Source organism: Christiangramia sp. OXR-203 (assembly GCF_034372165.1).
Classification (GTDB): domain Bacteria; phylum Bacteroidota; class Bacteroidia; order Flavobacteriales; family Flavobacteriaceae; genus Christiangramia.
Map to the genome: position 1 here is coordinate 187,920 of NZ_CP139698.1, position 26,364 is coordinate 214,283.

Annotated in this window: 24 protein-coding genes; 12 read left to right on the plus strand and 12 right to left on the minus strand. The window is 40.4% G+C overall.

Going from position 1 to position 26,364, the window contains the following annotated elements:
* Nucleotides 1–7: 7 nt before the first annotated feature.
* Nucleotides 8–1,024: a recombinase RecA gene (recA, locus tag T8I65_RS00920; protein WP_322301645.1), complete on the minus strand. Its 1,017-nt coding sequence runs from the start codon at nucleotides 1,022–1,024 to the stop codon at nucleotides 8–10.
* 197 nt (nucleotides 1,025–1,221) lie between these two features.
* Between recA and T8I65_RS00925 the strand changes: the two genes are divergently transcribed.
* The 6 genes from T8I65_RS00925 to T8I65_RS00950 all read left to right on the plus strand — a co-directional run bounded on the left by T8I65_RS00925 (nucleotide 1,222) and on the right by T8I65_RS00950 (nucleotide 7,903).
* Nucleotides 1,222–2,253, plus strand: a complete 1,032-nt coding sequence (locus T8I65_RS00925) for a rhodanese-related sulfurtransferase (RefSeq protein WP_322301646.1) — start codon at nucleotides 1,222–1,224, stop codon at nucleotides 2,251–2,253.
* Nucleotides 2,254–2,458: 205 nt separating this feature from the next.
* Entirely contained in the window at nucleotides 2,459–3,634 is a 1,176-nt protein-coding gene (locus T8I65_RS00930; RefSeq protein WP_322301647.1) for a regulatory iron-sulfur-containing complex subunit RicT, read from the plus strand.
* A complete protein-coding gene (locus T8I65_RS00935) occupies nucleotides 3,627–4,109 on the plus strand; it encodes a gliding motility lipoprotein GldH (RefSeq protein WP_322301648.1) in 483 nt (160 codons plus the stop codon). Before T8I65_RS00930 ends, T8I65_RS00935 begins: the two co-directional genes overlap by 8 nt.
* 14 nt (nucleotides 4,110–4,123) lie before the next feature.
* On the plus strand, nucleotides 4,124–6,433 hold the full coding sequence (locus T8I65_RS00940; protein ID WP_322301649.1) for a penicillin-binding protein 1A: 2,310 nt from the start codon (nucleotides 4,124–4,126) through the stop codon (nucleotides 6,431–6,433).
* Nucleotides 6,434–6,541: 108 nt separating this feature from the next.
* The gene (locus T8I65_RS00945) at nucleotides 6,542–7,243 is read left to right on the plus strand and encodes a CoA transferase subunit A (RefSeq protein ID WP_322301650.1); all 702 of its coding nucleotides are present in this window, start codon (nucleotides 6,542–6,544) and stop codon (nucleotides 7,241–7,243) included.
* A gap of 3 nt (nucleotides 7,244–7,246) precedes the next feature.
* On the plus strand, nucleotides 7,247–7,903 hold the full coding sequence (locus tag T8I65_RS00950) for a CoA transferase subunit B (protein ID WP_295180284.1): 657 nt from the start codon (nucleotides 7,247–7,249) through the stop codon (nucleotides 7,901–7,903).
* Between the two features lie 47 nt (nucleotides 7,904–7,950).
* Here the strand turns inward: T8I65_RS00950 and T8I65_RS00955 are convergent, their stop codons facing one another.
* The 11 genes from T8I65_RS00955 to hemA form a co-directional block, all read right to left on the minus strand.
* The gene (locus T8I65_RS00955) at nucleotides 7,951–9,099 is read right to left on the minus strand and encodes a serine hydrolase (RefSeq protein WP_322301651.1); all 1,149 of its coding nucleotides are present in this window, start codon (nucleotides 9,097–9,099) and stop codon (nucleotides 7,951–7,953) included.
* A gap of 18 nt (nucleotides 9,100–9,117) precedes the next feature.
* The gene (locus T8I65_RS00960) at nucleotides 9,118–9,588 is read right to left on the minus strand and encodes a methylated-DNA--[protein]-cysteine S-methyltransferase (protein ID WP_322301652.1); all 471 of its coding nucleotides are present in this window, start codon (nucleotides 9,586–9,588) and stop codon (nucleotides 9,118–9,120) included.
* Complete coding sequence (locus T8I65_RS00965; RefSeq protein ID WP_322301653.1) at nucleotides 9,569–10,699, minus strand: CNNM domain-containing protein; 1,131 nt, start codon at nucleotides 10,697–10,699, stop codon at nucleotides 9,569–9,571. The genes T8I65_RS00960 and T8I65_RS00965 overlap by 20 nt, the downstream gene beginning before the upstream one ends.
* A gap of 119 nt (nucleotides 10,700–10,818) precedes the next feature.
* Nucleotides 10,819–11,289: a hypothetical protein gene (locus T8I65_RS00970; RefSeq protein WP_322301654.1), complete on the minus strand. Its 471-nt coding sequence runs from the start codon at nucleotides 11,287–11,289 to the stop codon at nucleotides 10,819–10,821.
* A gap of 80 nt (nucleotides 11,290–11,369) precedes the next feature.
* On the minus strand, nucleotides 11,370–11,714 hold the full coding sequence (locus T8I65_RS00975; protein ID WP_322301655.1) for a hypothetical protein: 345 nt from the start codon (nucleotides 11,712–11,714) through the stop codon (nucleotides 11,370–11,372).
* Nucleotides 11,715–11,776: 62 nt separating this feature from the next.
* Complete coding sequence (hemB, locus tag T8I65_RS00980) at nucleotides 11,777–12,745, minus strand: porphobilinogen synthase (protein WP_295181584.1); 969 nt, start codon at nucleotides 12,743–12,745, stop codon at nucleotides 11,777–11,779.
* Nucleotides 12,746–12,783: 38 nt separating this feature from the next.
* Nucleotides 12,784–13,686 carry an oxygen-dependent coproporphyrinogen oxidase gene (hemF, locus tag T8I65_RS00985; protein WP_322302815.1) on the minus strand — a complete coding sequence of 301 codons (903 nt, stop codon included), beginning with the start codon at nucleotides 13,684–13,686 and terminating at the stop codon, nucleotides 12,784–12,786.
* A gap of 52 nt (nucleotides 13,687–13,738) precedes the next feature.
* Entirely contained in the window at nucleotides 13,739–14,764 is a 1,026-nt protein-coding gene (gene hemE / locus T8I65_RS00990; protein WP_322301656.1) for a uroporphyrinogen decarboxylase, read from the minus strand.
* A complete protein-coding gene (locus T8I65_RS00995) occupies nucleotides 14,761–15,426 on the minus strand; it encodes a uroporphyrinogen-III synthase (RefSeq protein ID WP_322301657.1) in 666 nt (221 codons plus the stop codon). The genes hemE and T8I65_RS00995 overlap by 4 nt, the downstream gene beginning before the upstream one ends.
* 3 nt (nucleotides 15,427–15,429) lie before the next feature.
* Nucleotides 15,430–16,347, minus strand: coding sequence for a hydroxymethylbilane synthase (gene hemC / locus T8I65_RS01000; RefSeq protein WP_322301658.1), 918 nt, complete (start codon nucleotides 16,345–16,347; stop codon nucleotides 15,430–15,432).
* A complete protein-coding gene (gene hemA / locus T8I65_RS01005) occupies nucleotides 16,344–17,600 on the minus strand; it encodes a glutamyl-tRNA reductase (protein WP_322301659.1) in 1,257 nt (418 codons plus the stop codon). Before hemA ends, hemC begins: the two co-directional genes overlap by 4 nt.
* Before the next feature lie 199 nt (nucleotides 17,601–17,799).
* On the opposite strand from hemA, the gene T8I65_RS01010 reads away from it, so the two are divergent.
* The 6 genes from T8I65_RS01010 to T8I65_RS01035 all read left to right on the plus strand — a co-directional run bounded on the left by T8I65_RS01010 (nucleotide 17,800) and on the right by T8I65_RS01035 (nucleotide 26,360).
* Nucleotides 17,800–18,690 (plus strand): AraC family transcriptional regulator, encoded by an 891-nt coding sequence (locus tag T8I65_RS01010; protein ID WP_141876493.1) that lies wholly within the window; start codon nucleotides 17,800–17,802, stop codon nucleotides 18,688–18,690.
* An 87-nt stretch (nucleotides 18,691–18,777) separates the two neighbouring features.
* A complete protein-coding gene (gene hemH / locus T8I65_RS01015; protein WP_322301660.1) occupies nucleotides 18,778–19,815 on the plus strand; it encodes a ferrochelatase in 1,038 nt (345 codons plus the stop codon).
* On the plus strand, nucleotides 19,815–21,155 hold the full coding sequence (locus T8I65_RS01020; RefSeq protein ID WP_322301661.1) for an MATE family efflux transporter: 1,341 nt from the start codon (nucleotides 19,815–19,817) through the stop codon (nucleotides 21,153–21,155). The genes hemH and T8I65_RS01020 overlap by 1 nt, the downstream gene beginning before the upstream one ends.
* A gap of 61 nt (nucleotides 21,156–21,216) precedes the next feature.
* Complete coding sequence (locus T8I65_RS01025) at nucleotides 21,217–24,315, plus strand: VPS10 domain-containing protein (protein ID WP_322301662.1); 3,099 nt, start codon at nucleotides 21,217–21,219, stop codon at nucleotides 24,313–24,315.
* The gene (locus T8I65_RS01030) at nucleotides 24,316–24,864 is read left to right on the plus strand and encodes a CopD family protein (protein ID WP_322301663.1); all 549 of its coding nucleotides are present in this window, start codon (nucleotides 24,316–24,318) and stop codon (nucleotides 24,862–24,864) included. It abuts the gene before it with no gap.
* Nucleotides 24,865–24,905: 41 nt separating this feature from the next.
* Nucleotides 24,906–26,360 (plus strand): sensor histidine kinase, encoded by a 1,455-nt coding sequence (locus T8I65_RS01035; protein ID WP_322301664.1) that lies wholly within the window; start codon nucleotides 24,906–24,908, stop codon nucleotides 26,358–26,360.
* Nucleotides 26,361–26,364 lie beyond the last annotated feature (4 nt).

The window sequence follows — 26,364 nt, forward strand, 5'->3', positions numbered from 1 at the left end:
TTTTTAATTAAGCTTCTCTAGCGACCTTGATCGCATCTTTAATTTTGACTTCCAGTTCTTCCATAAGATCTGGATTGTCTTTTAATAAAGTTTTGACTGCATCACGACCCTGTCCAAGTTTCGTGTCTTCATAGCTAAACCATGATCCACTTTTCTTAACGATCTCGTAATCCACACCAATATCAATAATCTCACCGATCTTAGAAACACCTTCACCATACATAATATCAAATTCGGCAGTTTTAAACGGTGGAGCAACTTTGTTCTTCACTACTTTAACCCTAGTCTTATTACCCATTACGTTATTTGCACTATCCTTGATCTGGGTAGATCTTCTAATATCCAAACGAACGGAAGCATAGAATTTCAATGCATTACCACCGGTAGTAGTTTCCGGATTTCCGAACATTACCCCGATCTTCTCTCTTAGCTGGTTGATAAAGATCACCGTACAATTTGTTTTGCTAATAGAAGAAGTAAGTTTTCTAAGTGCCTGCGACATTAATCTCGCATGAAGTCCCATTTTAGAATCACCCATTTCACCTTCGATCTCACTCTTTGGTGTAAGTGCCGCTACAGAGTCAATCACAATAATATCTATCGCACCAGAGCGAATAAGATTATCTGTTATTTCAAGAGCCTGTTCACCGTTATCTGGTTGAGAGATGATCAGGTTATCAATATCAACATCAAGCTTTTCGGCATAAAAACGATCAAAAGCATGTTCTGCATCAATAAAAGCAGCAATACCGCCTTTTTTCTGAGCTTCAGCAATTGCATGTAAAGTAAGTGTGGTTTTACCAGAAGATTCAGGACCATAGATCTCGATCACTCTTCCTCTTGGGTATCCACCTACTCCTAAAGCAAGGTCCAATCCAAGTGAACCTGTAGAAATTGCGTCCACATCTACGACCACCTGGTCGCTCATTTTCATCACGGTACCCTTTCCGTAGGTTTTATCCATTTTGTCAAGGGTAAGCTTTAAGGCTTTTAGTTTCGCTTCTTTCTCTTTATCGTTGCTCATGTATATGTATTAAAATATATCCAATTAAGGTGTGCTAAAATAATATAAGTTTTGTTGTAATACAATAAAAATGTAGGTACAATTATGGAATTATTCCAAATTCTTGGATAAGTTTTGGAATAAGCTCAAATTTTCTCACCTCAGTTAAAAATGTATCTTTGCCGAAATTTTTCTTAACCCTTAAATATTAGTATAGCATGCAACTGTACAATAAATTGAGCGCTAAGGAAAGAGAAGCACTATTAGAAGAAGCCGGTGAAGACAGGCTTACGCTCTCTTTCTATGCTTACGCAAAAATCGGAAACCCCGAACTTTTCAGAAATCATCTTTTTATCGCCTGGGACCAGATGGATGTTCTCGGTAGGATCTATGTGGCTCACGAAGGCATTAATGCCCAGCTTTCAGTTCCTGCCAGAAGGTTCAATGAATTCAAGAAATTTCTGGATGAAATCTATTTCCTGGAGAATGTTCGATTGAACATCGCCATAGAGCATGATATTAAATCCTTTCTAAAATTGAAGGTGAAAGTGCGTAAGAAGATCGTAGCAGATGGTCTTAATGATGATACTTTTGATGTAACCAATAAGGGTGTTCACGTAGATGCTGCGAGATTCAATGAACTAATAAATGATCCAAACACGGTGCTGGTAGATATGAGAAATCATTACGAGAGCGAAATTGGTCATTTTCAGGGAGCGATCACACCAGATGTGGATACCTTCCGGGATTCACTGGATATTATCGAAGAAGACCTAAAAGATCATAAGGAGGACAAGAATCTGGTGATGTACTGTACTGGAGGGATACGTTGTGAAAAAGCAAGTGCTTACTATAAACACAAAGGATTTCAGAATGTTTATCAACTTGAAGGCGGAATTATCGAATATACCCGTCAGGTAGATAATCAGCAACTGGAAAATAAGTTTATAGGTAAGAACTTTGTTTTTGATCATCGACGTGCCGAGCGAATTTCAGAGCATGTGATCGCACAGTGTCATCAATGCGGAAAAGCTTGCGATACGCATGTAAATTGTGCGAACGAAGCTTGTCATCTGCTATTTATTCAGTGTGAGGAATGTGCTGAAAAAATGGATAACTGTTGTTCTATAGATTGTAAAGAGATCCATGCCTTGCCTTATGAAGAACAGAAAGCATTGCGAAAAGGAAAAGGAGCCAGCAACAAGATCTTCAAAAAAGGAAGATCTGAAGTTTTGCGTTATAAGCAATAGCTTCTTCTAAATGGTAGAGCCAATTAATATTGGTATATTTACTGTTGAAAATTTTTATGAACCTCAAGGAGGTACTTTAGGGAATGCCGAATGCCCGGTATAAGGGCTGTGAAGATGAAGGAGATCCTGCACCAGAAAGCAAAGCGCTTAGACAGGATGATGTTTTACAGGCTATCTAAAGCTACGCCCTCAATATATATAACATATGGCTTGCACAAGTTGCTCGACCGGCAAAGACGGTCAGCCGAAAGGATGTAAGAACAACGGAACCTGTGGAACAGACAGTTGCAATAAACTGAGCGTTTTCGACTGGCTTTCAAATATGTCTCTTCCGGGAGGCGTGGAACCTTTTAATATCGTAGAAGTACGTTTCAAAAACGGCCGTAAACACTTTTATAGAAATACTGAAAATCTAAGTCTTAGTATTGGCGATGTAGTTGCTACGGAAGCCAGTCCGGGTCACGATGTAGGACAGGTTAGTCTTACCGGTGAGCTCGTTCGCGTACAGATGAAGAAGAAAAAAGTTGCGCAGGATTCCGAAGAAGTTCTGAAAATCTACCGTAAAGCTTCTCAAAGAGATATCGATGTCTGGCAGGAAGGAAGAGAGCGTGAGGAAAAGATCAAACAACGATCAAGACAGATCGCTATCAGGCTAAATCTTAGCATGAAAATTAGCGATATCGAGTTCCAGGGAGATGGTTCCAAAGCTACTTTTTACTACACTGCGGAAGATCGTGTGGATTTCAGACAATTGATTAAGGAATTTGCACGGGAATTCAATACCCGTATTGAAATGAAGCAGATCGGGCTTCGACAGGAAGCAGCCAGACTAGGAGGAATTGGTTCCTGTGGACGTGAACTATGTTGTTCTACCTGGCTTACAGACTTTAGATCTGTTAGCACTTCAGCAGCGAGATATCAGCAATTATCCCTTAATCCTCAAAAACTTGCAGGACAATGTGGGAAATTGAAATGCTGCCTGAACTATGAATTGGATACTTATCTGGAAGCACTAAAATCTTTTCCAAAAACCGACGTTAAGTTAAAGACCAAGAAAGGAACTGCCGTATGTCAAAAAATTGACATTTTTAAAGGTGCTCTTTGGTATGCTTATGAAGGAGAATGGATGAACTGGCACCAGTTGAGTCCGGAACAGGCCAATAAGATCGTAGCACTGAACAAAAAAGGTGAAGCAGCTACAAGCCTGGAAGAATATGAAACAGAAGTGATCCTGAGCGAAGAAAAATCGAAAGGATTCAATAATTCAGGAGGTGAAGATAGTCTTACGCGTTTTGATAAACCAAAACAGCAACAAAGTAAGAAACGAAATAAGAAAAGAAAGAAACGCAAACCAAACCCTACAAAGTCTAAGAATGCGTAAAGTTTTTTGCCTATTAATTTTTTTTTCAGCACTTGTAGTTGGCTGTGATGAAAAACGGGTTTTTGATGAATACCAGGCGGTACAGAAATGGCATAAAGATTCACTGGTCACCTTTGAACTGGAGGAACTGGACTCTACAAAGGTGTATGATCTTTTTATCAATGTGCGGAACAATAACCAGTACGCTTACAGTAATTTGTTTTTAATAACTGAAATCAGGTTCCCGCAGGGAAAGGTGATTAGCGATACTCTCGAGTATGAAATGGCTCAGCCAGATGGGAAATGGCTAGGTGAAGGTTATGGAGATATCAAGGAAAGTAAACTCTGGTATAAGGAAGATGTGAAATTTGAAGAATCGGGTAATTATAAAGTGAGCATACAACAGGCGATGCGCAAGAATGGTGATGTGGACGGAATCGAAGAACTGGAAGGAATTACCGATATAGGATTCAGAATTGAAATGAACGACAATTAATTTTTAGCATATAAATGGCCGCTACTACCAAGAAAACAAAGAAACCAGCGCATAGTAATCGCAAGTATATCGTAGGTTTCTGGACATTATTCGGAATTGGAATTCTAGCCGGAATTCTAATTTTTCTTTTTGCAGGTTGGGGATTCTTCGGAAAGATGCCTTCTTTTGATGAACTCGAAAACCCTGAAAACAACCTTGCTACCGAGATCTTTTCCGCAGATGGAGAAACCCTTGGGAAATATTACAGTGAGAACAGAACCCCGATCAAATATGAAGATCTGCCAGATCATTTGGTACAGGCTTTAATCGCAACTGAAGATGAACGTTTTTATCAGCATGCAGGAATTGATGCGAAAGGAACCGCCAGAGCTGCGGTTTACCTGGGAACAAGAGGTGGTGCAAGTACTATTACTCAACAGTTAGCAAAACAATTATTTACTGAAGATGTTGCGCAAAATGATGTGGAACGGGTGTTTCAGAAAGTAAAGGAATGGGTAATTTCAACGAGACTGGAGCGACAGTATACGAAGGAAGAGATCATTACAATGTACTTCAATAAATACGATTTTATCTACCAGGCGGTGGGAATTCGTTCCGCTTCCAAGATCTATTTTGATAAGGAACCTTCAGAATTGAAAATAGAAGAGTCGGCAGTTTTAGTAGGAATGCTTAAGAACTCGGCACTTTACAACCCAATGCGAAGACCGGAACTGGTTAAATCCAGAAGAAACCAGGTTTTTGAGCAAATGAATCGTAACGGTTTTATTTCTGAACAGGAAACAGATTCTCTGCAGAAGTTACCAATGAAAATTGAATTTACGCCGGAAGGACATGATGAAGGAATGGCCACTTATTTTAGAGCTTACCTTCAGGGTTTCATGAAAGAATGGATCGAAGAAAATCCAAAACCTGATGGATCTGAGTACAGTTTATATCGCGACGGACTAAAGATCTACACCAGCATTGATTCTAAAATGCAGGAATATGCAGAGAATGCAGTTACCAGCCACATTGCTAACCTTCAGAAATCATTTGATCGCCAGAACGAAAAGAACCCAACAGCGCCTTTCCGCGATATTACAGAAGATGAGGTAGAGTCAAGTATTCAGAATGCAATGAGAGTTTCTGCACGCTGGAAGAAAATGAAAGCACAGGGAAAATCTGATGCTGAGATCAAGAAATCCTTCAAAGAGAAAGCGGAAATGAGAGTTTTTAGCTGGAAAGGAACTATCGATACAGTGATGACTCCGCGTGATTCAATCCTTTACTATAAAGCATTTTTGCAAGCAGGTATGATGTCTATGGTTCCTCAAACCGGCGAAGTAAAAGCCTGGGTAGGAGGAATTGACTTTAAGCATTTCAAATATGAGCACGTTAAGCAGGGGAAAAGGCAGGTAGGTTCTACCTTTAAGCCTTTTGTGTACGCAACTGCAATAGATCAGCTTAAATTTTCACCCTGTGATACCTTACCAAGATCTAAATTTACGATCGAGGCCGGTAAACATGGGAACATGAAAGACTGGGCACCCAGAAACAGTGATAATGAATATTCAGGAATGCTTTCGCTCAAACAGGCGCTGGCGAGATCTGTAAATACCATTACTGCGCGATTGATCGATAAAACCGGTCCAGGACCCGTGATCGATCTACTTGGAAAACTGGGTATTGATACTGAAAATGTTCCTGCAGTACCTTCGATCGCACTGGGAACAGCAGATATCAGTCTTTTTGAGATGGTTTCTGCATACAGCACTTTTGCGAACCAGGGAGTTTATATCAAACCAGTAATGGTAAATCGTATTGAAGATAAAAACGGAACTGTGCTTTATCAAAATGTTCCAGAAACCAGGGATGTTCTTAGCAAAGAAGCGGCTTACGTGACTGTAAACCTATTGGAGGGCGTAACTCAGGGAGGTTCAGGGACCAGACTCCGTAATACCTGGGGAACCACCAATGCATTTTATAAGGATGTGATGACCGGTTATCCTTACGATTTTAAAAATCCGATTGCAGGTAAAACAGGGACCACTCAAAACCAAAGTGATGGTTGGTTTATGGGAATGGTACCAGACCTTGTCACAGGAGTATGGGTTGGAGCAGAAGATCGCGCAGTGCATTTTCCAGGAATACAGTATGGTCAGGGAGCCACCATGGCACTACCAATCTGGGGAATGTATATGAAAGACGTATATGCAAATCCAGATCTTAAAGTTTCCAAAGAAGCTTTTGAAAGACCGGAGAATTTGAGCATAGCAACAGATTGTGATAGCTATAATTCAGATAGTTCAAATGATGATTCGGTTCCAGACGAGCTTGATTTTTAAATAATCTTCAGTAATTCAGTATAATAATTCTGAAATATTCAGGTAAGCCAACTTCAGTCGTTGTATTGACCTTTTAAATTTTGTATTTTCGGATTAAATTCTGAAAAAATGATCATAAAAACGGTTGATAGCGTACAGAAGGCTACAGAAGGTGTAGAAGACGGAATGACTTTTATGCTAGGTGGTTTTGGACTCTGCGGAATTCCGGAGAACGCCATTTCTGAACTGGTACGCCTTAATATTAAAAATCTAACCTGTATTTCTAATAATGCGGGTGTAGATGATTTTGGACTTGGGCAATTACTTCACAAGAAACAGATCGATAAAATGGTCTCCTCATATGTAGGAGAAAATGCTATTTTCGAAAAACAAATGCTCAGCGGTGAACTTGATGTGGAATTAATTCCGCAGGGCACGCTTGCAGCAAGATGTCAGGCAGCACAACAAGGTTTTCCTGCGATCTATACACCAGCAGGTTATGGAACTGAAGTTGCAGAAGGTAAGGAAACCAGAGAGTTTGATGGAAAAATGTACGTACTTGAGGAAGCTTTCAAGGCAGATTTCGCTTTCGTAAAAGCCTGGAAAGGGGATAGAGCTGGGAACCTTATTTTTAAAGGAACAGCCAGAAACTTTAATCCGGTTATGTGTGGTGCGGCGAAGATTACCGTAGCTGAGGTGGAAGAACTTGTCGAGCCTGGAGAACTGGATCCTAACCATATCCATATTCCTGGAATTTTTGTACAAAGAATTTTCCAGGGAAAGGATTACGAGAAGAGAATTGAACAACGTACGGTTAGACAAAAAGATTAAGCGATGGCACTAGATAAAAACGGAATAGCACAACGAATTGCTAAAGAAGTAAAGGATGGGTATTATGTAAACCTTGGAATAGGAATTCCAACATTAGTGGCAAATTTTGTTCGCGATGATATTCAGGTAGAGTTCCAGAGTGAAAATGGAATACTTGGAATGGGTCGTTTTCCCCTGGATGGAGAAGAGGATGCTGATCTTATAAATGCCGGGAAACAGACGATCACTGCCAGACCCGGAGCAAGTTTCTTCGATTCTGCCACGAGTTTTGGTATGATTCGAGGGAAGCATGTAGATCTTACGATCCTTGGAGCTATGGAAGTAGCTGAGAACGGAGATATCGCCAACTGGAAAATTCCGGGGAAAATGGTCAAAGGAATGGGAGGAGCGATGGATCTGGTCGCTTCAGCAGAAAATATTATTGTGGCAATGATGCATACTAATAAGGCTGGAGAGTCTAAGTTGTTGAAGAGATGTTCTCTGCCGCTTACAGGCGTTGGTTGCGTTACTAAGATCGTAACTAACCTTGCGGTGATAGAAGTAACCGATAATGGCTTTAAATTGCTTGAAACGGCACCGGGTGTAAGTGTGGAAGACGTTCAAAATGCTACGGAAGGAAAACTCATCGTCGAAGGCGATATTCCTGAAATGCAGTTATAAAAAAAGCCGGATTTATTCCGGCTTTTTTTATGTTCTAATCGTGAATATCACTGTTTACGATTCCCGATCATCTTGTAGGTCTCGTCTATATAGCGATAGAAATCTTCATAATGTTTATCATCATCTTTGCGAATGAGCTTTTCACCCAGCCTCACGATTACTAGCCTATCTTCAGGAATTATGATCACATACTGTCCTAAAATACCCCGCATATAATAGATATCTTTTCCATTATAATCGCTTAGCCAGAAGCCGTAGCCGTAGTATGGTGAATCTTCGAACCTGGGTTTAGAAAGCTGTTCGATATAGGCAGAATCCAATAGTTGCTCGCCATTCCAGTGGCCGTTATTTAGTAATAATTTTCCAAATTTCCCAAAGTTTCTCGCATTGGTAGCGATACAGCAATATGCTTTCTCCATGGCAGATTCTTTACTGTCCAGTTGCCAGAGCGCATTATCCTTCATTCCCATTGGTTTCCAGAAACTTTCACTCAGGTAATTACTTAGTGTTTTGCCGGTAGCTTTTTCAATGACCATAGCGAGCAATTGTGTATTCCCGCTTAGATATTCAAATTTCTCTCCTGGATTTTTGACTACTTTCAAATCCAAAACCTGCTCCCGAATATCTTTCCCAAAGTAGGCACGGGCAGTTGATGCAAATGGATTGTAATAATTTTCATCCCAGTTTAGCCCGGAAGCCATTGAGGAAAGATCTCCAATTTTAAGTTTCTTGTCAAATTGAGGAAAAAAGTTTTCTACAGGCTGCTCAATATTTTCAAGGTATCCATCCTGAATTGCCTTGTACATAAGTAAGGTAACCACACTTTTAGCCATGGAAAAAGAATTCGTCTGGCTCGCAGCACCATATGCCTGATAATAATTTTCATAGACCAGGCTATCATTTTGAATGATCAAAAATGCCGCGGTCTCCAGTTCTTTGTGCAGACTATCCAGACTTCTGGTTGCTTTGATACTATTATAATCTTTTGCCAGCGGCCATTCCTGAATGTCTTCACCATTTTCTATAATGGCGTTTTCAAAGTAGGGATGATCATCGATAAAAGCAGTTTTGTGTCCGTTCAAATAAGTGGTTTGTACTGCACGCAAAATATATCCATAACCTGTCAAATAGAGGCCTATGGATAGAACAACGATAAATAATGCGATATAAAGGAGGAGCTTGAAAATCTTTTTCATGCTCTGAAAATAGCAAATTTAGAACAGACTTTGCTGTAAAGGTGGGTTTTCCAGATCCAGCAACCATTTCTTACGATGCAAACCGCCAGCGTAACCAGTGAGAGAACCATCACTTCCAATTACGCGATGACAGGGAACAACGATCCAGAGCGGATTCTTTCCATTTGCAGAGGCCACGGCTCTAATTGCTTTCTCATCGCCTAGTTTACGGGATAGTTCAAGATATGATATTGTAGTTCCATAGGGTATATTTCTGAGTTCTTCCCAAACTTTCTTCTGAAAGTCGGTTCCCTTCGGATTCAGTTTTAGATCAAATTGCTGTCTTCGTCCTGAAAAATACTCCTGAAGTTGTAAAATTGCTGTCTGAAGGATTTCAGGTGTTTCGGAAGATTCATCGGTAGAATCATCAACTTTTATTTCCTGAACTCCATTTTCATCTCCTGTGATCGTTGCGATACCAAGTGGTGTTCTAATGCTTACCTGTTTCATCCACATCAGGTTCATCACTATTATCTGAAGTAGAAGAGGTCTCCTGGTCCTGTTTTCTCTGGATGAGTCCGAGGCGTTTTGCGCGTCTTTCCCAGTTCTTTCTGGCAAGTACCTGCATGTCTTCCACACTATCGCTTTCGTCCATGATCTCCAGCCCTAAGAGTGTTTCGATAATATCTTCCATGGTTACAATTCCGGTGGTATTACCAAATTGATCTACGATCATGGAAATATGAGCGCGTTTTTCAACGAAGATCTCAAACAATTCAGGAATAGGCGTATTGTCATTCGTAACCAGAATATCCCTTTTTATGTTACTTAAGGGTTGCTCACCATGTTCATCGATCATCGCTTCAAGAACATCATCTTTCAGAATAAATCCAGAAACGTTATTTGATTTCTCCTTATAGACAGGGATTCTTGAGAATTTCAGGTTCTTATGGTTAGAATAGAAATCGCTTAGACTCATACTTTCGTCCTCTACGATCGCTACTGAAAATGGGGTCATCACATCTTTAGCTTCAATAGATTTAAATACGAGTAAGTTCTTGATAACTGTCGTTTCGCTTTCCTCAAAAACACCTTCTTCTTCTGCAGCATCGGTGATTGCAGCGAATTCTTCACGGCTCATCGTACTTACATGCGCAGATTTTCCGATCAATTTTGTAGTAAGCATCATTAGCCACAAAATTCCCGTGTACTTAAGTGGGAAGATCATGATATTAAGTGCTTTGGCGGTGAAATTACCTAATGATTGCCAGTAGGTAGCTCCAATGGTCTTCGGAATAATTTCAGAAAGTACAAGAATGGCCAGGGTCATGAGCGCTGAAACGATCATCACAGAATTTCCGCCATCACCAAAAGTCTTTTCAGCCTGAACACCCACAAGAATAGCTCCCACGGTATGTGCAATGGTATTTATGGTAAGAATTGCGATAAGCGGCTTATCTATATCCTTCTTTAGATTTGCCAGATCTTTAGCGTAACTCTTTCCTTCCTTTTTCCTAATTTTTATATATGATGGTGTAATACTTAGTAATGTGGCTTCCAGAATGGAGCACATAAAGGAGAAAAATATTGATAATACGGCAAAAATGATCAGTAATCCCATGCACTTTAATAAGTTAGAATGGCTAATTTATGTATTCTCAATTCAAATATTTAAAAAGAAATTATAAAACAAAAAGGTCTTTCGTACTGGAAAGACCTTTCTGGATTTTTGCTGATGGTTTAAGCAGCGATCAAAGGAGTTATTTTCGTTTCCCATTTTCGTGCCTGCTGTAATCGTATTTCAGGAGCAATAATGTCACTACCGGCTTCATCGTAGAAGCATATAGACTTTGTACTTTGCTTTTGCCTGGCAGCGAAATTTAAAGCCAGAAACTGAATTTTCTCTGAATTCCCTGCCTGTAGATCCTGATGCAACTGTATTGTAGCATATTGATTAAGATCAATGATCTCAAAATGATTCTCACTTCCAGCTTTGCCGAAAATTATTTTTTTATTGCTCACGTCCAGTGCTATAATCGTGTTGCCAATCTGTTCAAACTCGTCAATTTTCAGTTTATTTTGAGTAGCAAAATCATAAGCTCGTTGCTTCACTTTTGAGGTTTGAGCGTTACTTTTTAAAATAAGGTATATAATAGGTATTGCGAAAAGAGCCAGAAGTCCCAGCCCTAATATTAGAGATATAGTATCCATATTGATTTAGTATTTAAAATGAAATAAATGGTGCTTTTCAGGTATACAAACCTGAATTAGCGTGATGTAATTCATTCTATTTACCAGAAACTATGGAATGGATAGAGAATTTTCTTCAGGTGAAACTGAAACCTGAAATTTGTGAAAATCTGTAGACCTTCTTTTGCTTCTGAAGGTACCTCATCAAAACTATCATGGCTTCCGAAGAATTTTGAAAAATCGGACTCTTCAGCATTTACTTTTTCAGAGTAAGAAAAAGCTTCATCCGGCAGATATGCATTCTTGTTACTATGCGCCTGATTAAACTGAAATTCATCAGTAGGCTTTATTTCCGAAGAAACTCCGGTAGCATAAACATTCGTACCGCCTAGCAGGAATACCTGAAGCAGTAGTAAGCTTATCCATAAAAATTTACTGGATTTCATATAACAATGTTAAGCCAAAAACTGATTGCAGAAACAGAAGCAGTCTCATATTTTTCTAAAAATCAGGAAATTAATTTCACGGCATCTTTTGCGAAATATGAGGCGATCATATTCGCTCCGGCACGCTTAATAGCAGTTAACTGTTCCAGGATCACAGCGTCGTGGTCCAGCCATCCTTTCTCTGCCGCAGCTTTGATCATGGCATATTCACCACTTACCTGGTAGACGGCAACAGGTACATTTACAGCATTCTTAATGTCACGAACAATGTCCAGATAACACAGACCCGGCTTCACCATCACGATATCTGCACCCTCCTCGATATCCATCAAAGTTTCCTTGATAGCTTCATCCCGATTGGCAGGATCCATCTGGTAGGTTTTCTTATCACCAAAACCTGGAGCAGAATCCAGAGCATCCCTAAACGGGCCATAAAACGCGGAAGCGTATTTCGCAGAATAGCTCATAATGCCTGTGTCATGAAAACCTTCATCCTCGAGTAAAGTTCTCATCTCAAAGATTCTGCCATCCATCATATCACTGGGCGCTACAAAATCTGCACCTGCCTTAGCGTGAGATAAAGCCATCTCTGCCAGGATCGCGGTAGTATCATCGTTCAGGATCTTCCCATCATTTACAATCCCATCGTGGCCATAAGAGGAATATGGATCCAGGGCAACATCTGTCATGATAACCATCTCTGGCGCTACATCTTTCACGGTTTTCACGGCTCTTTGCATCAATCCATCTGGATTTATAGCTTCAGTACCCGCATTGTCTTTTAATTCATCCGGAACCTTTACAAATAGCAAAACCGACTTTAAACCAAGGCTCCATAGTTCTTTTATTTCCTGCTTTAAAAGATCAAGACTATATCTATAATATCCTGGCATCGAAGCGATCTCTTCCTTAACCTGTTTTCCTTCTACCACGAAAATTGGCACCAGGAAATCGTTTGGAGAAATAAAAGTTTCTCTAACCAGTGATCTTACAGATTCGTTCGTACGTAGTCTTCGGTTTCTTCTAAGCATTGTTTCAATTTTTAGTGTTGCTGCAGGCGCAGTATATTTTAAACCCAGTCCACAGGTCTTTCAAGCACCTGAATGAGTTTCTCTTCTTCACTTCCAGGTTCAGGATGATGATCATAAACCCATTGCACGTGCGGTGGAAGACTCATCAGGATACTTTCTATTCTTCCGTTGGTCTTTAGTCCAAATAAAGTTCCTTTATCATGTACAAGATTGAACTCTACGTAGCGTCCACGTCGAATTTCCTGCCATTTTCTATTCTCTTCAGAATAAGGCAAATTCTTACGTTTCTCCACGATCGGGACATAAGCCTGCAAAAATGAATCACCTACATCGGTCACAAAATCATACCAGTCGGCTATTTTCATACGATCATTTTCTTTCAAATAATCGAAGAAAAGTCCGCCTATTCCCCTGGCTTCATTTCTATGTCCATTCCAGAAATATTCATCGCACTTCTTCTTAAAATCGGAATAGAAAGAAAACCCATGAGGATTGCAAGCTTTCTTACAGGTATAGTGAAAGTGTTTAGCATCTTCTTCAAATAGATAATAAGGAGTGAGATCCTGTCCACCACCAAACCACTGGTCGATCACAGTACCGTCTTTCTCATACATTTCAAAATAGCGCCAATTGGCATGAACCGTTGGAACCATTGGATTTTTAGGATGAAGTACAAGGCTGAGTCCGCAGGCAAAAAAGTCAACATCCCCAACTTTGAAATAACTTTGCATGGCCGGAGCCAGTGGACCGTGAACAGCAGAAATGTTCACACCTCCCTTTTCGAATACATTTCCATTTTCGATCACACGGGTTCTACCGCCCCCGCCTTCATTTCTTTTCCAGATATCTTCTTTGAATTTGGCGCCGCCATCGATCTCCTCCAGTTTTGAAGTGATCGAATCCTGCAATTGTTCAATATATCTGTAAAATTGCTCTTTCATGCTCATGAAGACTTTTCTGCTTGGGTTAGATTCTTGTAATTTTTGTATTGGCTTATACACTATATTCCTTAACAGCGTCTACGAAAGCTTTCGCATTATCCACGGGAATATTTGGTAAAATACCATGTCCAAGGTTAGCGATATAACGATCTTTTCCAAAGGCTTTGATCATATCGTTCACCATGTATTTAATTTCGATTGGTTTGGAATAAAGCCTGGCAGGATCAAAATTCCCTTGCAAAGTGATCTGTCCGCCACTTAAATAACGAGCATTTCGCGCATCACAGGTCCAGTCTACTCCAAGAGCAGCTGCTCCAGATTGTGACATATCTTTCAAGGCAAACCAACACCCTTTTCCGTAAGCAATTACAGGAACTTCATCTTTTAAAGCATCGATGATCTGTTGCATATATTGCCATGAGAATTCTTTGTAATCATTAGGCTCCAGCAATCCTCCCCAGGAATCGAAAAGCTGCACGGCATCTACACCGGCTTTTACTTTTTCTTTCAGGTAAGCGATGGTAGTATCAGTAATTTTCTGAAGTAATTTATGCGCAGCGATAGGTTCCATGAAACAGAATCTTTTTGCCTTATCAAAGGTTTTAGATCCCTGTCCCTGTACACAGTAACATAGAATGGTCCATGGAGAACCGGCGAATCCTATAAGTGGTACCTCATCATTTAATTCCTGTTTTGTAAGCTTGATCGCGTCAAAAACATAGCCGAGAGTTTCTTGCACATCTGGTACGATTACCTGTTCCACTTTTGCGGGAGTATCTACTGGATTTGGCAACCACGGGCCAACACCAGGCTTCATCTCCACCTCGATGCTCATTGCCTGTGGAACTACAAGAATATCACTAAAAAGTATTGCTGCATCCGGACCTACCTGGCGAATAGGCATTACCGTAATTTCAGTAGCAAGTTCAGGAGTACGGCAACGGGTGAAAAAGTCGTATTTCTCTTTAAGCTTCATGAAATCAGGAAGATATCTTCCTGCCTGTCTCATCATCCAAACTGGTGGACGTTCTACGCTTTCACCTCTAAGTGCTTTTAAAAAAAGGTCATTCTTGATCATTGCTGATGTTTTAAGTCTTTTCTAAATGTTTTTGCTACCACGGCGATCAGGTTTTCAATGCCGGGAGTTCCCGGAGTCACGATGCTGGTAGTATGTTTTTTAGCTTCGGAAGCTGTAGTATCTCCAATACAAAACGCAATGGAGTCAATCGTATTTTTGCTGGTATAGCTTTTCACACCACTTGGGCTGTAAAATAGAATTCCGTCGTAATCTGAATGAAATTCCTGGATATTCAACGTAGTTTTATAAACCTTAATTTCCTGAAGAGCTATATTTTGCTGCTGAAGTATCTTCGGAAGTTCATCAAGTCTCGAGTGCCCACAGAAAAACTGAAATTCCCGATCAGGATAATTGTGGATGATGTTATTTGCCAGTTCATGAGCATAGGCTGTAGTTTCCAGAACATTATAACCCATCTGCTTCGCCAACATTGCAGTTTTCTTCCCCACACAAAAGCAATTGATGATATTCAAATTTTTTGATCTAATTGCTTTTAGTGAATTCTTGCTGGTAAAAATGGCATTCTGGATAGTAAGTTCTGGTAGATCAAAATTCAGAAATTCTATTTCGATAGCATCATACTCCGCGAATCCAATCCCACTATTTAAAAGTAGTTCCTTCTGGTTGAGTGCTAGTTTTTTCGTGGAAAGTACGGTAGGCATTCATCAATTATTTAAAGCAGTTTTAATATGCTGCATCAATTCACGACCTCCATTATTCAATACCTCCTGAGCGCAGATCGTTCCTAATCCATTTATTTTTGAAACCGGAACGCTTTTTTCGACTTCTATTTTCTTTGAACCATCAAGGCTGAAAAGTGCTCCATGAAAATGAATATGATCATCATGGATTCTGGCTAAGGCTCCAATAGGAGCGGTACAACCACCTTCAAGAACTTTGAGAAATTCACGTTCAATGTGTACACAGATTTGAGATTCCTGGTGGTTTAAAAGAGCTAGTGCTTTACGACTTTCTTCGTCTTTCTCCATGGCCACAATAAGCATCGCACCCTGGGCCGGCGCAGGGATCATCCAGTTTAGGTCAATAAAGTTCTCTGGTTTAATCTCGATACGCTCCAGTCCGGCAGCTGCGAATATGGCACCATTCCAGTCATTATCCTCCAGTTTTTGCATTCGGGTATTAACATTCCCCCGAAGATCCACGACCTCATGATCTGGATATTTGTGCAGCCATTGCGCTTTTCGGCGTAGGCTACCTGTAGCGATCTTTCCTTTCTTGCTTTCCAGAAATTCAGTTCCTTTATGAATTAGAATATCCTTATTGCTCGCTCGTTTCATCACTGCTGCTTCCACAATTCCCTTTGGCAGAGCTGTAGGAACATCTTTCATGGAGTGAACCGCAATATCTACTTCGCCTTTGATCATGGCAACATCCAGAGTTTTTGTAAAAATCCCGGTGATTCCCATTTCATATAAAGGTTGATCTAGATTAAGGTCGCCAGTAGATTTTACAGGAACTAACTCACTTTTATGGCCAGTTCGTTCCAGTGCATTCTGTACGGTGCGGGCTTGCCACATCGCTAATTCACTATCGCGAGTGCCAATTCGAATTACTTTGCTCATTTGCTAACTTCTTCGAGTTGAAAGACTTTGTGGATCAATTCCAGACTTTCATTCGTGGTTTCAGTATCTCCTTTGAGGTGATTTGCAAAATGTTTCATGATCTTCTGGATGATACGATTGCTTACAATTTCAGCATGTTCATCATTAAAATCTGACATTTTTTTGCGCTGGAAATCCAGTTCATCATCCTTCATAGATCTTAGCTTTTTCTTCAAAGCTTTGATCGTTGGTGCAAACTTTCTTGTTTCCAGCCATTGATTGAAGTCGTTTTCAACTTCAGCAATGATCTCTTTTGCCTGCGGAATGAATTGTTTTCTTCTTTCCAGGGTTTCATCGGTCATTTGCGATAAATGATCAAGATGAATCAATTGCACGTTCGGCAATTCTTCAACATCTTCTGAAACGTTCTTCGGAATAGAAAGATCAAGGATCAAAAGATCTTTTTTAGAATAGATAAGTTCTTTGGAAACGGTAGGATTCTGAGCTCCGGTAGCAACGATCAAAATATCACTATTTCTTATCTCTGCCTGGAGATCTGCATAATCCTTAACGATAAGATCAAATTTACCGGCAACCTTCTCAGCTTTATCTTTTGTTCTGTTGATTAAGGTAATATGGTTATTCCGGGTATGTTTAACCAGATTTTCACAGGTATTACGTCCTATTTTCCCTGTTCCAAAGAGAAGAATGTTCTTATCTGAAACGTTCTCTAAATTCTTTAATATATATTGTACAGAGGCAAATGAAACTGAAGTCGCTCCACTTGAGATCTCTGTCTCATTCTTAATTCTTTTACTGGCCTGGATCACAGCATTTACCAATCTTTCCAGGAATGCATTTACCAGTCCGAGCTTTTTGGAACGTACAAAAGCAACCTTTAACTGACTTATAATCTCAAAATCACCTAGGATCTGGCTGTCCAGTCCTGTTCCAACCCTGAACATATGAGTAATCGCCTGTTTGTTCTTATAAACGTAGGCAACCTTCTCAAATTCTTCAACCGTTCCATGAGTATGCTCACAAAGCAATTTGATCAACTGGAATGGATGTTCTGCGAAACCGTAAATTTCAGTACGATTACAGGTGGAAGTTAAAAGAATACCATCGATACCTTCGCGGCCAGCCTGTTTCAACAAATTTTCCTTCGCCTGTTCCGTAAGACTGAAGTGTCCCCGGATCTCGGCATCAGCCTTTTTGTAGCTTAAACCTATCGTATAAAAATGCTTACCTCTTGAAATGTGATAATCTTCCATGTATCGATTTGGAAATACGTTTGCAAAAATAGCAGAAGAGTATTTCAAAAAATAACGCTAGAGGCACTAAATGTGTCGATAGATGATATTTATCAGCTTTTTAAAGTCCGAATCTTCAAAATGCGCTATTTTTGTAGTAAACAAAGCTGTTGTGAATAGATTTGTTTAGACTGATTCTAAATAAATAAATTTTCCGAGGATGGATGAAAGCAAAAAAAATAACGCTGTAAGTATTTCAGAAGAAATCAAGATCGAAGATGGTTTCTATATTTTGAAGTTTCAGAATGACACAGATGAGAATAAGATCATGTCCCGCGAAATAGATAATAGTTTTATTCAATTTCACTTTAATGTGAAGGGAAACAGCAAGTTTCTATTCAATAGCGGGAGTTATGAATTACCACTTCCTGAAGAGAATTCACTTTTACTGTACAATCCTCAGCGCGATCTGCCACTACATTTATCCATGGAAAAGGAGAGCTGGCTGATTTCTTTGGTAATCTCCATTAAGAAATTTCACGCTTTATTTTCTCAGGAAGCAGATTATATCACCTTTTTGAGTGGTGACAATAAGGATAAAAAATACTATAAGGATGCTCAGGTGTCGCCTTCAACCGCGGTGGTATTAAACCAGATCATGAATTTCAATCTGACTCCCAGTATCAAAAACCTTTATTTTAAAGCGAAAGCTTTTGAATTATTAAGTCTATACTTCAATAAAGCGGAAAATCCAGATCTGGAACAATGTCCGTTTCTGAGTGATGAGGAGAATATCAAGAAGATAAGGAGAGCTAAAGATATCGTGATCGCAAGAATGGCTGAACCACCATCCCTGCAGGAACTTTCAGATGAAATTGGACTTAGTCTTAAAAAGCTAAAAGAAGGTTTCAAACAAATTTATGGAGATTCGGTTTATAGCTTTCTGTTCGATTATAAAATGGAATATGCACGTAAGCTTCTGGAAACAGGTGAATATAATGTAAATGAAGTAGGACTGAAGGTTGGTTATAGTACGGCGAGTCACTTTATTGCTGGTTTTAAAAAGAAATTTGGAACCACGCCGAAGAAATATACATTGTCGGTTAGCTAACTGATTATTGAATCATAGAGAACACTAATTATAAATTGGATTTCAATAGACCAGTTAGTATTATTTTTGAGTTGAAAAAGAAAAATTATGAATAAAGGCGTATTGCTGGTAAATCTGGGTTCTCCAGACAGTACCGATCCCAAAGATGTCAAGAAATATTTAGGCGAATTCCTTATGGACGAGCGAGTGATCGATGTGCCATACTGGGCCAGAACACTACTGGTAAAGGGAATTGTATTAAATACCCGTCCTAAAAAATCTGCTGAAGCTTACCAGAAGATCTGGTGGGATGAAGGTTCTCCGCTAATTGTACTTTCAGAAAGACTTCAGAATAAAATTGATGAAAAGACATCTGTTCCAATTGCATTGGCAATGAGGTATGGAACTCCAAATATAAAACAAGGCTTACAGGAATTAAAGGATAAAGGAGTGGACGAAGTACTTCTATTTCCATTGTATCCACAATTCGCCATGGCTACTACTGAAACGATTCTCGTACTGGCGGAAGAGTTACGCAAGGAATTTTTCCCTGAAATGAGCTTTACGACAGTACCACCATTTTATAATCATCCGGATTACGTACGAACATTGGCAAATAGTATTGCTGAAAACCTTGAAGGAAAAGAATATGAGCATTTATTATTTTCCTATCATGGTGTTCCTGAGCGACACATTCGTAAAAGCGATGTTACCAGCTCACATTGTAAGATAGACGGCTCCTGTTGCCAGACGGCATCAACTGCTCACCAGTTTTGTTATCGACACCAGTGCTTTGAAACCACCAGGTTGGTTGCGGAACATTTAGGAATGAAGCCTAATACTTATAGCGTTTCCTTCCAGTCAAGATTAGGATTCGACCCATGGTTAAAGCCATATACAGACAGGACCATTGAAAGATTTGGAAAACAGGGAATGAAGAAGTTAGCCATTGTAACTCCGGCATTCGTTTCAGATTGTCTCGAAACGCTGGAAGAGATTGCCATGGAAGGCGAAGAGATTTTCCATGAAGTTGGTGGGAAAGACTTCTCTGTTGTTCCATGTTTGAACGATCGTGAAGATTGGGTAAAAGTATTATCCAGATGGATCGATGAGTGGGCAACCCAGCAAACTCCGGTTGAGGCTTAATGGCCGTTCGAAATTCTAAAGAACTGTGTGATAAACCCATTGGTAAACTTCTTATTCAACAAGCTTTACCAGCATCTGTAGGAATATTGGTGATGTCCTTGAACATCCTGGTAGATACTATTTTTGTTGGAAACTGGATAGGCCCGATTGCAATTGCGGCCATCAATGTTGTGTTGCCAGTCTCTTTTTTTATTGCGGCTTTGGGAATGGCCATCGGGATAGGTGGAAGTTCGATCATTTCCCGGGCACTTGGCGCAAATGAAGATTCTAAAGCCTTACGAACCTTTGGAAACCAGATCACGCTTACATTGGTTTTATCGATAGGCCTGGTCATTCCGGGATTGATTTTCGTTGATGATCTCATCCCTGCATTTGGAGGAATGGGCGAGATCTTCGATCCTGCAAAGATCTATTATATCATCGTGCTCTGCGGTGTTCCTATGCTGGCGCTTGCTATGATGGGGAACAACGTAATTCGAGCAGAGGGAAAACCCCGTTTTGCCATGATCGCAATGATCATTCCCTCTGTAGTCAATCTTATTCTGGATTATATTCTTATCAATAAGCTGAATATGGGAATGGAAGGTGCCGCCCTGGCAACAACTGCATCCTATTTCTTTTGCATGGCTTATATTATCTGGTTTTTTCTTTCGAAGAACTCAGAATTAAAGATCAGTTTCTCTCATTTCAACATGGATTTTCCTATTCTGAAGGAAATTTCAGCATTGGGAGTTGTTACCCTGGCCAGGCAGGCAGTAGTGAGTGTGACCTATCTTTTAATGAATAACATTCTTTTTAATCTAGGAGGTGAAGAATCGATCACCGTATATGCGATCATTGCTCGGATGCTGATGTTCGCACTTTTCCCGGTACTTGGAGTCACCCAGGGATTCCTGCCCATTGCTGGATTCAATTATGGTGCAGAGAACTTCAGCAGGGTTCGAAACAGTATAAACACTGCAATTTTATACTCTTTCCTCATGGGGCTTTTAATCTTTGCTGGGATCATGATTTTCGCACCGGATATCGTCGCAATCTTTACTACGGAACCAAGTATTCTGGAGCAAACACCTTCAGCAATGCGTTGGGTTTTTGCAGCGATTCCAATTGTAACAATTCAATTAATTGGAGCTGCTTATTTCCAGGCCATCGGGAAAGCTATGCCTGCATTTTTGCTAACCCTATCGCGGCAGGGATTTATTTTTATTCCGCTAGTGCTAATTCTTCCGAAGTACTACGGAGAACTCGGTGTCTGGATCTCTTTTCCAATTGCCGATGTACTTTCTACCATCATCACTGCCTATTTCTTGAATCGTGAGATTCGGCACACGCTCAAGTAAACTTCAGAAGCTTGAAAATTATAGTAAATCCTTATCTTTAAAGCAGACTAAACGATTTTCTATGAACCAATCTCTACTCAGGCTCTCAGTTTTTTTACTGCTCGCCATTCTTTTCAATTCACAAAAACATTTTGCACAGGATAATTCCGAAGAACTTTACGGCGCTCTGGAATATCGTCTAATAGGTCCGTTTCGAGGTGGACGAAGTGCTGCAGTAACCGGTGTTCCCGGCAAGCCAAATCTTTTCTATTTTGGAGCTGCAGGCGGTGGTGTCTGGAAAACAACGAATGGAGGTCGCAGCTGGAGCAATATATCTGATGGTTATTTTGGAGGTTCCATTGGCGCTATTGAGGTTGCTAAGAACGATCCAAATGTGATGTATGTGGGAGGTGGAGAAAAAACGGTTCGTGGAAATGTTTCTTCTGGCTACGGAATCTGGAAAACCGAAGATGCCGGGAAGACCTGGACTTCCGCTGGATTAAAAAACAGTCGGCATGTTCCCAGAATCGTAATACATCCGAAGGATTACAACACTGTATATGCAGCAGTTCTTGGAAATATTTACAAACCTACCGAAGAACGGGGAGTTTATAAATCTACAGATGGAGGTAAGAACTGGCAAAAAGTACTTTTTTCTAATGCAGATGCCGGTGCAGTAGATCTGATTATGGATCCCAACAATCCGCGAGTTTTATATGCGAGCACCTGGAATGTTCAGCGTACACCATATAGTCTTAGTAGTGGAGGAGAGGGATCAGCTTTATGGAAAAGTACAGATAGCGGGGAAACCTGGAAGGAAATTTCAGAAAATAAAGGTTTTCCAAAGGATACTTTAGGGATCATTGGCGTGACTGTTTCCCCTGCAAACAGCGAAAGGGTCTGGGCTATTGTTGAAAATAAAGAAAAAGGAGGCGTTTATCGCAGTGAAGATGCGGGTGAAACCTGGAATTTGATCAATGATGATCGTAGTGTGAGACAACGTGCCTGGTATTATACCCGTATTTATGCCGACTCAGAAGATGAAGACAAGGTATATGTGCTCAATGTGAATTATCATACAAGTACCGATGGCGGTAAGACTTACAGTTCTGCCAATGCACCACACGGCGATCACCACGATCTATGGATCGCTCCGGAGGATCCTCAACGTATGATCATGGGTGACGATGGGGGCGCACAAATTACTTACGATGGTGGGGAAACCTGGAGTACGTACCACAATCAACCGACTTCTCAGTTTTACAGAGTAACTACAGATAATTCATTTCCGTATAGAATATATGCGGCACAGCAGGATAATTCTACGGTTAGAATCAGGCATAGAACAGAAGGTAGAAGTATTGGAGAAGGTGACTGGGAATCTACAGCGGGAGGTGAGAGCGCGCATATCGCCGTAGATCCTGAAAATCCTGAGATCGTTTATGGTGGAAGTTATGACGGATTCCTAACCAGGTACAATCATGAAACCGGGACCGTGCGGAGTATTAGTGTCTGGCCAGACAATCCAATGGGTCATGGAGCCGAAGATCTCAAATATCGTTTCCAGTGGAATTTCCCTATTTTCTTCTCTCCACATGATCCTGATAAATTGTATACCGCGTCCAATCATTTGCATATGACCACGAATGAGGGGGAAAGCTGGGATGAGATAAGTCCTGATCTTACGAGAAATGACAAGTCAAAACAAAAGTCTTCAGGAGGACCTATCACCCAGGATAACACTTCCGTAGAATATTACAGTACTATTTTCGCTGCAGCAGAGTCGCCTTTAAAGGAAGGTTTGCTCTGGACTGGTAGTGATGACGGCCTGGTACATGTTTCGAGAGATGGCGGTGAGAATTGGGAAAATGTAACTCCTAAAGGAATGCCGGAGTGGATGATGATCAATAGCATTGAACCTTCTGTTTTTGATGAAGGCACGGCATATATCGCGGGAACCAGGTACAAACTGGGAGATTTCGCTCCTTATTTATATAAAACGACCAACTATGGTAAGTCCTGGAAAAAGATCACCTCTGGAATTTCTTCGGAACATTTTACAAGGGTGGTTCGTGAAGATCCTGAAAAGCAGGGCTTGCTTTACGCAGGAACCGAAACCGGGATGTATATTTCATTTGATGACGGAGCGAACTGGAAAGCTTTTCAGTTAAATCTGCCAATAGTACCAATCACCGATCTTGCCATCAAAGAAAATAACTTGATCGTGGCTACTCAGGGAAGAAGTCTCTGGATCATCGATGATCTAAGTGTATTACACCAGTTGAACTCAGTTGAAAAGGATCAGGATCATTTATTCAAGCCGAAAAATTCCTATAGAATGGATGGCAGATCCCGGGAAAGTGCTACAGCCGGGACGAACCATCCCGCGGGAGTCATGACCTATTTTTTTCTGAAGGATCCTGAAGGGAAGAAAGTCAAATTAAGCTATTTAAATACTGAAAATGATACTATTCAAAGCTTCTCTTCTGAAGCAAAAAAGAACAAACTGGAAGTAAGTAAAGGAGCCAATCAGCATGTTTGGGATATGCGTGGTGAAGGCGCTGAACGACTTGACGGAATGATCCTTTGGTGGGCAAGTACAGACGCTCCACAAGCGGTTCCCGGAAAATATAAGGTAGTTCTGGAAGTGGAAGATGAGGTGATGAAACAGGATTTCGAGATCCTGCCAGACGCAAATGCCGAAACCGACCAGGCAGGAATGCAAAAGCAGTATGATTTCATTTCCAGCGTGAATAAAACCGTAGACAATGCTCACCAATCCATCAAAAAGATGAGAAAGGTCGATGCACAACTGAAGGATTTTCAGAAGCAGTATAAAAACAATGAGCAGGTAAAACCCTTGCTGGAAAAAGCGAAAACCCTGAGCGAGCAACTTTCAGAAATAGAAAATGCGCTTTACCAGACCAAGAATCGTAGTAACCAGGATCCGCTTAATTTCCCGATAAAACTCACCAATAAACTGGCGCATTTGAACAGTCTCGTAGGAATGGACGATTTTCCACCAACTCAGCAGGATATTGCAGTTAAAGACCAACTTACTGCCAGTATCAACGAAGAATTGAATAAATTTGACCAGCTTTTAGAAGAAGAAGTAAAAGCTTTTAATAAGGAATTTAATGCGATGGATCTTAATTATCTATTCGTGGAGACTGAAGACTAAATGGAGTACTATAATTATATCAAAGCCCTGCACCTTATTTTCGTAATTACGTGGTTTGCCGGGCTTTTTTATATTCCGCGCTTATTCGTATACCAGATCGAAGCTGCTGAAAAGCCAGAACCAGATAGAACAATTCTTGGAGATCAGCTAAAACTGATGGCGAAAAGGCTCTGGTTCATTATTACCTGGCCTTCTGCGATCCTGGCGAGCGCTTTCGCTTTTACGTTACTGGCGATGGTTCCTGGCTGGCTCGAGCAACCCTGGATGCATGTGAAACTTGGTTTTGTAGTGCTACTATTTGCCTATCATTTCAAGACCCATCTAATTTTTAAAGAACTGCAGAAAGGGATTATTAACTGGACTTCAAACGGAATGCGAATCTGGAATGAGGGAAGTACGCTTATCCTGTTTTCAGTAATTTTCCTGGTCATCGTGCGGGATGCTATTAACTGGATCTACGGAGTTCTTGGAATTTTTCTACTCGGGATCATGTTAATGCTAGGGATCAAATTATACAAAAGAATACGCTCAAGGAACCCTAATGCCTGAAATGGTTCGATAATTGTTGCCTTGAAGCGAAGCCTGCCTATATGAAGATGCTTAAATTATCCTTAAGAACTAGAATTTTTATCTCTATGATCCTGTTGGTTCTCGGGGCATCTATTCTAATTTTTGGGGTGACAGTGTACCAATATAAACAGGAAGCTGAAAATTATCACGAAGAACGGCTGGAGCGTAAACAAAGAGCGATCCTTGAAAACATCAAATTTGTACTTGCCAGTACTAGTTATGTAATAGATACCGAAAACATTGGACTTATTTTTGCTGAAAGGGATAAGATCGATGAAATGGCCGAAGTTCATGAAATGCAGATCCATATTTATGATCTCGACGGAAGCCTTATTATCAAATCCAACGAATCATTTTTTAAAGACTCCACTACCGTTAGTATTCCAGAAAGCGTACTAAGTAAGCTGGATGCTACCACTACCAAGCATTATTTGAAGAAAACTGAAGTCAACGGGCAGAAATACCAGTCTTCATACAGTTATATTACCGATGGAAAATTTAAGCCACTGGCAATCCTGTATTTACCATATGTACAGGATGATAGTCTGTTGAACAGGGATTTGAACAATTTCCTGGTACGCATGGCAGAGGTCTATCTTTTTATGCTATTGATAGCCATTATTCTGTCATTCTTTCTTTCAAAATATATCACCAAATCGCTCAAGATCATTTCGGAAAAGATCAATCAGACCAGACTGGACAAACGAAACCAGAAAATCGAACTTTCCAATGCAACAGAGGAGATCTACGCTTTGGTTTCGGCATATAACAGTATGATCGATGAGTTGGAGGAAAGTGCTGTGAAATTAGCCACCAATGAGCGGGAACAGGCCTGGCGGGAAATGGCGAAGCAGGTAGCACATGAGATCAAGAATCCGTTGACACCTATGCGATTGAGCGTACAAAGTTTTCAGCGTAATTTTGATCCGGAAGATCCCGACATTCATCTTAAGGTCGATGAATACAGCGAAACGCTCATTAATCAAATTGATACTATGAGCTCTATCGCTTCGGCATTCTCAAACTTTGCAAAGATGCCGGCACAACAAAATGAAACTTTGAATGTGCCCAAGATCGTGAAGCTGGCACTGGATATTTTTAATGAGAAATACATTGAATTTCAATGTGACCAGGAGGAGATCCTGGCGAAATTTGATCGTACGCAGTTGATTCGGGTAGTGACCAACCTGGTTAAAAATGCTACTCAGGCACTTCAGAATGTAGAAGATCCTCGAATTATGGTGTCGGTCGAAGAGGAGGAGAATACCGTTCTTATTTCGGTTTCCGATAATGGAATGGGTATTTCCGAAGAAAATAAAACGAAGGTATTTGAACCTAAATTCACCACGAAATCAAGCGGAATGGGATTAGGCCTTGCCATGGTAAAAAATATCGTGGAAACTTATAAGGGGACGATTAGCTTTGTTTCCAAACAGAATAAAGGCACTATCTTTAACGTACGATTTCCAAAATAAAGAT